The organism is Caballeronia arationis (genome assembly GCF_001544975.2).
Taxonomy (GTDB): Bacteria; Pseudomonadota; Gammaproteobacteria; order Burkholderiales; family Burkholderiaceae; genus Caballeronia; species Caballeronia arationis.
This window is the reverse complement of the sequence record NZ_FCOG02000194.1, coordinates 1-8410: the sequence shown is the minus strand read 5'-3', so window position 1 is coordinate 8410 and position 8410 is coordinate 1. Positions and strand designations below refer to the sequence as shown.

General features: G+C 60.1%; 4 protein-coding genes and 2 pseudogenes. 1 reads left to right on the top strand and 5 read right to left on the bottom strand.

Translation table 11 applies throughout. From position 1 onward, the window contains the following. Nucleotides 1–107 precede the first annotated feature (107 nt). A pseudogene (locus AWB81_RS38505) lies at nt 108–528 on the bottom strand (SulP family inorganic anion transporter). A 638-nt stretch (nt 529–1166) separates the two neighbouring features. Continuing rightward, a pseudogene (locus AWB81_RS38500) lies at nt 1167–2261 on the bottom strand (IS110 family RNA-guided transposase); the annotation flags it as partial. Between the two features lie 2015 nt (nt 2262–4276). Between AWB81_RS38500 and AWB81_RS38485 the strand changes: the two are divergent. Next, nucleotides 4277–4765 carry a hypothetical protein gene (locus tag AWB81_RS38485; RefSeq protein ID WP_062643363.1) on the top strand — a complete coding sequence of 163 codons (489 nt, stop codon included), beginning with the start codon at nt 4277–4279 and terminating at the stop codon, nt 4763–4765. A gap of 484 nt (nt 4766–5249) precedes the next feature. Here AWB81_RS38485 and AWB81_RS38480 read toward each other — a convergent pair whose 3' ends face one another. The 3 genes from AWB81_RS38480 to AWB81_RS47605 all read right to left on the bottom strand — a co-directional run. Further along, nucleotides 5250–7340 (bottom strand): phosphocholine-specific phospholipase C, encoded by a 2091-nt coding sequence (locus AWB81_RS38480; RefSeq protein WP_062643361.1) that lies wholly within the window; start codon nt 7338–7340, stop codon nt 5250–5252. A 15-nt stretch (nt 7341–7355) separates the two neighbouring features. Further along, entirely contained in the window at nt 7356–7931 is a 576-nt protein-coding gene (locus tag AWB81_RS38475) for a cytochrome b (RefSeq protein WP_062643359.1), read from the bottom strand. 253 nt (nt 7932–8184) lie between these two features. After that, nucleotides 8185–8410 (bottom strand): hypothetical protein (locus tag AWB81_RS47605; protein ID WP_235026129.1); only part of this gene is annotated, 226 nt, incomplete at its 5' end.

Below are 8410 nucleotides of genomic sequence, written 5' to 3'. Positions count from 1 at the left end.
AGGAACCTTGCTCGCACCTCCTACAACTGCCTGAGTTCGAAAAGTACAAGGCCACCTGATGAACGCCCCGAGGCGTCCACGAACAAAACCCAATTTTGCAGGTCCGACTAATTCGCCTCGGCGACGCGCTGAAACACGGACACCACCTGCATGACCGGGTCATGCCCCTGCTTTGTGAGCCCGATCAGCCCGGCGAGTTCGCCCGCCGCGACCTGAACACCCACGCCCGTCAGAAAGCCTATCAGGGCACTGCGAGAAAGAAAGTCGGCCAGAAAACCCAAACGAAAGATGCGCGCAATCACGAGCATCAGGGCCACCGCCAGGGCCACTGTACTCGTGAGGCCGACATATTCCTTGCTACCCAATGCGGCGACGGCCGTCAGCGTGCCCGCGAGGATGGCGGCTGTTGCGGAGTCTGCTGCGACCACCAGTTGACGCGATGCACCAAAGACCGCAAACGATTAGCGGCAGCGACATCGTATAGAGGCCCGTGACAGTGGGCGTACCGGCGATCTTTGTGTACCCCATTACCTCAGGGATGCCAAGGGCCGCCAGCGTTATCCCGGCAATGATGTCGTGCGGCGGTTGTGCAGGATCGAGGGGCAGAAGTCCCTGCAGAAACGGCATGCGATGCGGATGAGAATCCGTGGAAGCCGCTGGTTTCATGTCGCCATCTCCACTTGGGCGGTGAACTTGGCGACCGACTCGTCAAACATGCCCGGCGAGGCGAGCACAACACTGATATGTATGGACCGTGTCAAGTGCCATAGGCGGCTCTCCGAAGCTTGACGGGTCAAGGGCGGGCGTGAGCCCGGCGTAGCGAACCCTTGACGCGTCGTCGATTTTCCATGCTATGCATGGGTCGTGAGCGCGGCACTTGCGTGCTCACGACCATGCGAGACCGGCTTCTTTGACGGTCGTCAACAACAGGATGCTTGGGCCAGGACGAGGCGGTTATCCGACGGTTGATCATTCTGATATGCGCGGGTTGATTACCGCATGACAAACGAAACGTCGGGGAGCTGCCTCAATCTAGTTTCGAGGGTTGTGCTGTTTCCAGTTGCCTCCTAGTGTAAGCGCGAGGGTTCTCCCACCGTTGCCTGGTCCTGGCCCAAAGATCCTGTTGCGTGCTCGACCCCTCTCATGCGGGCTAAGCTCGGCTGAAGGGGGACAACGTGTTGCCCGATAGCCCAGATAAAGCCGACGAGCTCGCGCGCAATAGCGGTACAGACCTGGTTCTTGAGCTTGCCGCGTGCCATCAAGTTTCGAAACCGCTGACACAGCCGCTTTTGCGCCGACCAGGCGATCTCCTGGACCTCGGGGGGCGTACGCTCTGCGCGCCGCTGCAGGATCGCGGTCTTTCGCGCGGCATGACGATAGGTCCACGCGGCTTCGATGAGTACCCGCCGGACATGGCCGTTGCCGGTCTTGGTGATACCGCCGCGGCGCTCACGCTTGCCGCTGGAGTGTTCACTGGGCACCAGGCCCAGATACGCCATCAGTTGGGGCGGGCCGGCAAACCGTGCCAGATCGCCGAGTTCCGCGACCACCGTCACAGCCGCGAGCAGACTGATGCCGCGCAGCGCCATCAACGCCTCGATCACCGGCCAAACCGGGCTGGCGTGCGCAGCCGTCTCGACTTCGCGGTCGAGGCTGGCCACGCGGCTGCCACAGGCCTGCACCGTGTCGATATATTCCTGCAGCACGATTTGTTGCTCCGGCCGGGCGAACTTGATGCCTTCCAGCCAGCGCCAGTGCGCTTGCGTCCATCTGGAGCGGCCCGAGTAGCGATGGCCATGGCGCGACAGAAACGACAACAGCCGTTGCTTGGCCTGGCGTTGCAGATGCTTCATGCCTTCACGCGCACGGGTCAGATCGCGCAGTGCCTCCTGCGCCTCATCCGGAATCCACACGGGGCTCAATTCGCCGGCGCGATGCAGGCGCGCCAGGCTGAGGGCATCGCGCCGGTCGGTCTTCACGCGCTCGCCCGGCTTCTTCGGAATCAGCGACGGCGCCACGACCTGGCAGTCCTGCTTGAGCTCCCTCAGCTGTCGACAAATTGTGTAGCCGCAAGGGCCGGCTTCATAGCAGAACGCCAGCCGTCCCGTGCCGCGCTTGAGTTGCGTCACCACTTTCGCGATCGCCGCGGGTGTGTTCACGATCTCGCCCATGTACCGCACTTCGCCGGCCGTGTCGGCGAGCGCCACGGCAATCGTTTCCTGATGTACATCCAGGCCCACGTACTTGCTAAACTTGTTCATGACCTGCCCCCTCAATGCGGCTCTGAGCCGCGGAGTAACCGACCTCAAGCTTAATCCGCGTACCTTGAGGTGCGGCAGGTATTGGGTAGCCGCGTTTCCTTGCGGAAACGCGGCCCCCGAGGAACCGTACGTGCGAGCTTTCCCCGCATACGGCTCGAGCACAGCATGAAGCGTCGCACTGACGCCGGTCTCGCCAGTCGCACGGGACCTTCGCAAGCATCACATTGTTGATTCGCCTCATCGCTGAGACGAAGGGCGCTGAACCGTAGTGATACCGGTCTCTCACAAGCTTCCCCTCAATGGATCTCAAACGTGGACCTGCGACAGCTGCACCACGCGGAAGTCTGCACCTTTTCAGGTCGGGGCAAATCTTGAACCCCTATACAACCCATTACAGGTCGCCATTCGCTTGCTCCGCGTTCTCATATCCGCTCCCCCAACAGTTCCCCTCGCGAGTCACCTGCCATCGCCAAAATGATCCTCAGGCTATGGCGGAGAATCGGACTTACCGTGTTCCGCGTAAAAGACACGGGCAGGTTAGGTTCCACCTATTCGCCGGCAATCCACTGTCCGTGTAGCCCCAGTATGGAAGGAGCTATCCGATTGCATGCCTTTTGGCCTAAGCCTCACAGCACCTTTGGCTTATTACATTTGACGACGTTTATCGGTGATTCGCTTTCACTAACCGTACTGCTCACCCTGGCACCTTATCCATCCGATGCTGATAGAAAGCATCTCTCCCTCACGGGGTCAATGCCGCACTCTCGTGCAGGTTACGTTGTCCCGGCGGCTTCACACCACCTCGTTACCGAGATCGCATGCGCCGGTAGGGTACGGCTGACGGAACAGCCGGTTTCCTCTCTGGCACAGGCCAGCTGAAACAATCCTTTACGCGACCTCACGTCGCACCCATACATGATGTCTAGGGCTGCCGAGGGTCGTGACATGATTGGCCCAATCAGAAATGGCGGTAAGCACATTGTCGGGAAAGGAGGGTCCGGACTGCGCGAGTTGGTCCAACCCAGAGGCCGCGCCGTGCGGCAGCTGAACGAAAAGGCCGATCGTATGGCGCGCGCGGGGGCACCATTCGCGAATGCGGACGGCTCCGAGGGGATGCTCGCCGACACGAAAGATCCACATCGCTACCTCGGATAGAAAGTCTGATCGAGACAAGAGCGAACCTGATACCGGACAACGCTCGTCCTTTTTGCACAAGTAGTCAATAGAAAGAGCCCGGGGGACCCATCGCGCCTTTGGCGCAAGGCGTACGCCGTGTCTCGGAGATCCAGCCACATGCCTTCCAGCTCTCGCTGCAATAGATCCGGGGTCTCTGCTTCAAATGCCCCCGTTCACGCGGCTTCCATTTTGTTGCATCGACCGGTTGATCGGCAGTGCAGAGCCGTCGTTCGAACGTCTTTGTGAAAGCAAGGATCGACGTCCGAAGATGGGCCAGAAGTCGATCCTGAGAAAGACCTCTCATGTGCAGCCATCGCATCCAAAGCCCATCAGTGTCGAACGAGCCTGTCACGGTAGCAAAGAAATCACTCACGCCAGACGACGGACTAATCGACCACATAGAGCCTGCAAGTGTCGGAACTCTGATTCTGACAATTCGCCACCGCGACAGACATCGGATCATCCCCGCCTTCTTCCAATGAGCACGCGCCCGAACCGGAAACGGCAAACGCCCGGCTCGGATGCTGCTGCAGGAACTTCCGGTATCCATCGCGACCCGATATCGTCGGGGGCGGGGGTCTTGCGGGTAGCGAACCGAACGCAATCCCTTGTCCGGCCAGATTTGTGGCGCGAAATAATCCGCCCTCCCGCGAGGAGGGGCGACGCAAAGCCCGGCGCTCCATAAACTTCAAAGAGCCGCAAATTTGTCGATTCAACGGGAAAAAGCCCTACGGCCTGCGCCGCGTCGCCCGCCCGGCCAGGTTACCCAGCAAGCCGTAGCACGCTGAGCGGGCTTTCATTCGACGCGAGGGTTTCCCACGAACCTGGATTTCGATTTGATGTTCATCCGTCCTTCACCCATGAAGCGCCACCCAATCCGAGGCTCGATTCTCGGCGCGCTTCTTCTCGCGCTCGCCGCGACCGCAGTTGGCGAGCCTACGCGACGACCACACGGGAAAAACCATGTTGCCGTCGCGGAGGAGGTCGCCCCCGCGCCGCCCCAGCCGACGCTGGACCCCACCATTCCTCCCGTTGGTCAGCAACCGAAATACTTGAGGCCGTCCGAACTGAACTACGCCACGCGTCTGGCCCAGTCGCCAGATGCCGCACCGCCCGTTTTCCAGGCTGATGCGCGCCCCGGTGCACCAAGAGGCCCGATGAACCAGGCCGCACAGTTCGACAGCTACGGTTTGCTGCCTTCTCCCGTCCACCCGCAGGTGGCGCCGCTGGTCGCGATTGGGGACTGGAACTTCTCCGCGGCCGCCCACGTTCCATTGACGCACGGCCGGGACACCGGCGCCGCCATCAGCGCCCAGCACGAGTTTTAACACAGGCACCCCGGTGTGAGTCATCTGTCCATCTGGTTGCCATACCAACGATCCGTGCTTTTAGACCAAATCCGACGCTGAACCAAACCAGGCCCATCGAAACTGGAAGGATAAGAAGTGTCGGTCGCGCAATGCGTGCAGCAACCCGCTCGCCAAGCCACTGTGCTCGTTCATGGGTTCCATAAGGCTGATGGTTCGTCCGGAACGGGCATCACGCGCGGTATAAAAGAGCCACTTGCCGTTTCGCGCGTCGACCCTTTGACCTCACTAACGGATTTCGCGCCAAGCAACGCAGCCCGCAGTCCGCCGATGAAGTTCATTCGATGAGGGTCTTCATGCCCTTGCCTGTCGCGTGCTTTACCCTCCCTGGGCCTGGTAGGTGTGACGCGGCCTGAACCTTACCGCGTCACTCGATGACTTGAGGATCCTGCCCGAGACTCGGCAACAAGTTCGAGCCGCAGCAGAAGACTTTCGGTCTCGAAACCTAAGTCGCGGCCGGGTCGCTGGTCAGGTCGTATCCGTTTTCGATGCGGCCCGCGAAGCGGCGCCGAAACGCCGGCTGGGTATCGACCGTTACGCTGAAGTCGTACCAGTTACCACTCGCGGATACGGGCCAGCCCTTGTTGACATTACCGCCCGCCGGCACCAAACAGACCCATGGGCCGCCGCCGATGCGATAGGCATTCGATCTGACCGTAAATCGGCAGGCCGCAGTGCCTGAATTCCGCATGGTCACGCAGACCGCGTTGTTCGCTACGTCGTAGCTCACCTCGATCTCGGGATCCGCCGTCCTGACGCCTACTCGTGTGGCCAGGTCGCCGCGGAAGACTCGCAGGAAGCCGTTCGCGCCATGCAAGGCGATCGAATACTTCGTGCCTTTGAGCTGGGATCGCGTCCAGCTATCGGAGAGTTGCGTGCCGGGATCGAGCGCGTAGCGGCGCGGCGAACGACTAGGCACCTCAAGGTCGTAGGCGGAAAATGCGGCCCCCGTTTTTCCGCTATTGACCAGCAGAATCGAGAACGAGCCCTTGACCGCATCTGGTTTTGAATTCGCGTGCAACTCGTAGGGCAATGCTCTCGACGGGCGTGTGCCCGGCTCCTGTTTCGGCATGGTTTGCATCGCCGGTACCGCCGGTGCCGGCAGCGACCTGCATTGCAGATTGGCCCGTGAAACATAGCTGCTCGTGTCCGGTAAAGCAGGCCAGCCAGAATCCGGATTGCCGAAGCTGAACGCCGAGGTCAGATCGCCGCAAACGGAGCGGCGCCACGCGCTAATGTTCCGGCAGCGAAGCCGGAATCGCCGTTCGATAAACTGGATAATCGACGTGTGATCGAATACTTCCGAGCACACGTAGCCGCCTTTCGACCACGGCGAGACCACCGTCATCGGCACACGAAATCCAAGGCCGATCGGCAGACCGTCGTAAACTTCGCCGGTCGTCGCGACGGTCGTCCTGCCCTCCTCGTCGTCACCAGGCGGCATGGGCGGCGGCACGTGATCGAAGAAACCGCCTTGCTCGTCGTAGTTCAGAAAGAATACGGCCCGCGACCAGACCTCGGGGGTCGCCGCAAGGGCCGCCAGCAGCCTCGCGCTCAGGTCCTCGCCGGCTTGCGGGTGATAGTTCGGGTGCTCGGACAGCGCAGTGGGCGCGATTATCCACGAGACTTGCGGTAGCTTGCCTGACGCGACATCGGCGGCGAAGGCCTGGGCGATGTCATCGACCGTCGCCAGGCCCTTCCGGTAGAGCGCGCTGGTCGGCGAGGCCGACTTGAAACTATGGAATAGCGCGAGGGCGTTATCGTCGAAATTGTCCAATTGTTGATATACACGCCAGCTGACGCCGGCCGTCTCGAGCAGCTCGGCGACTGTCTGCCATTTGAATCCTTGGTCCGAGTCCGCGTTGTTAAGCGCCGGTGGAAATCCCACGGAAAGACCACTGCTGCCGCTGACCAAGTGAAGCCTGTTCGGATTGGTCTGCGTGAGGGTCGACGCATAGTATTGGTCGCAAATCGTAAACGCGTCAGCGAGCGCATAGTAGAACCGCAAATCGTCGCGCGTAAAGTAACTCATCCCGAGTCCCGGTAGACGCGCCGTATTCCATGCATTACACAGACCCTTGTTCCACATCGCAATGTCGGTCAGATAGCTCATCGCAGGCGCTTGCGCGCAGGTCGCGCTGGTCGTTGCCGTGCTCATGTGGAAAGGCAGAATGTAGTTCGTATTTGTCGGCTGCTTCCACACTGAATCGCCGTTGGGCAACCCGATTGCCATTCGGTCGTTGAAGCCTCGCACTCCGCGAAGCTTGCCGAAGTAATGGTCGAACGATCGGTTCTCTTGTGTGAAGATTACGATATGCTGGACGTCGTCTATCGTGCCCGTCGTGGTTTTTGCGGGAATCGCCAATGCTTCTCGGACCTGACCAGGAAGCAGTGCGACCGCCATCGATGTCCCCATCCCCAGTGAGCAAGCCATCGCGCGGAGGAACTCACGGCGTGGCCTGGCCTGCCCGCTACCGCTTTCCCCGGCCGGATGAGCCGGCTCCTCCGGAAAGTTTTGGTGATGCGCCTTGTCCATAGCGGCCCCACCTGCTCAGTTATTACGCGTAGAGTCCCGCGACGGTCCGGCGTTCGGCAGCATTCGCTGTAATACGTGATCTTGCAGCACAAAGCGATGAAACGATGCGGCAATGACGTGAAGGACGACCAGCGCGAATAGCGCCCAGGCGAGGATGCCGTGCGCATCGCCCATCTCGTGGCCGAAAGAGGATCCTGTCCTGCTCAACGATGGATACGCCACGACGCCAGCGAGGCGAACCGTCCAGCCGCGTGAGGATGCGTTGATCCAGCCGAGCAGCGGAACAAGCAGCAAGCCGGCATAGAGAAAGAAATGAGTGATGCGTGAGAGGAAGTCGAGCAATGGCGGCAATTTGTCTGGTGGGGGCCGATGAGTCAGCCGCCAGACTACCCGAAGCACAATCACGGCGATCAGCGTCGCGCCAACACCAAGATGCCAGGCAATCAGCTTAACGGGCTGGGTGTCCTTGTGAACATCAGGCATCGTCCAGCCAATCACGAACTGCAACGCGAGCAACAGGACCGTCAGCCAGTGGAGAGTACGCGCCACAATCCCATAGGCCGGCACCCCGAATTCGTATTGTTTTCCCACTCTCGCTCCCCGTTTTGCCTCGGTAACCAGCTTCGACCTTGCATTTGGCCCGCGACTCTTCAGTCGACGCTTAGGATCGGGCATCGTACAAACTCTTAGACTCTAACGAAAATTACCTTAAGAAAGCCTTATCTCCCGGCCGCGAGGGTTCAAAGTTGCGAGGACCGTAAGGGCGATCCAAACGAAGCAGACAGTCATCCACAACCTTTCGCTTATCGTAATTTTTGTCATCTTTATCGTCTGTTTTAAATTCCTAGTGGGCGGTTTCGCGGGTCAAGGGCGGGCGTGAGCCCGGCGCAACGAACCCTTGATGCGCCTTCAATCGACAAGCCGGGGCATGGCTGGTTGCGGCAGACTGCTGCAACCAGCCATGCAAGACAAAGTGAACCGCCTCCGGTTTTGCTGGACACGAATTTGGGGTAAAAGTGTGTCTGGAAACGGAGTTGAACATGCTGAAGAAGTCGAATGTCACTGAGGTT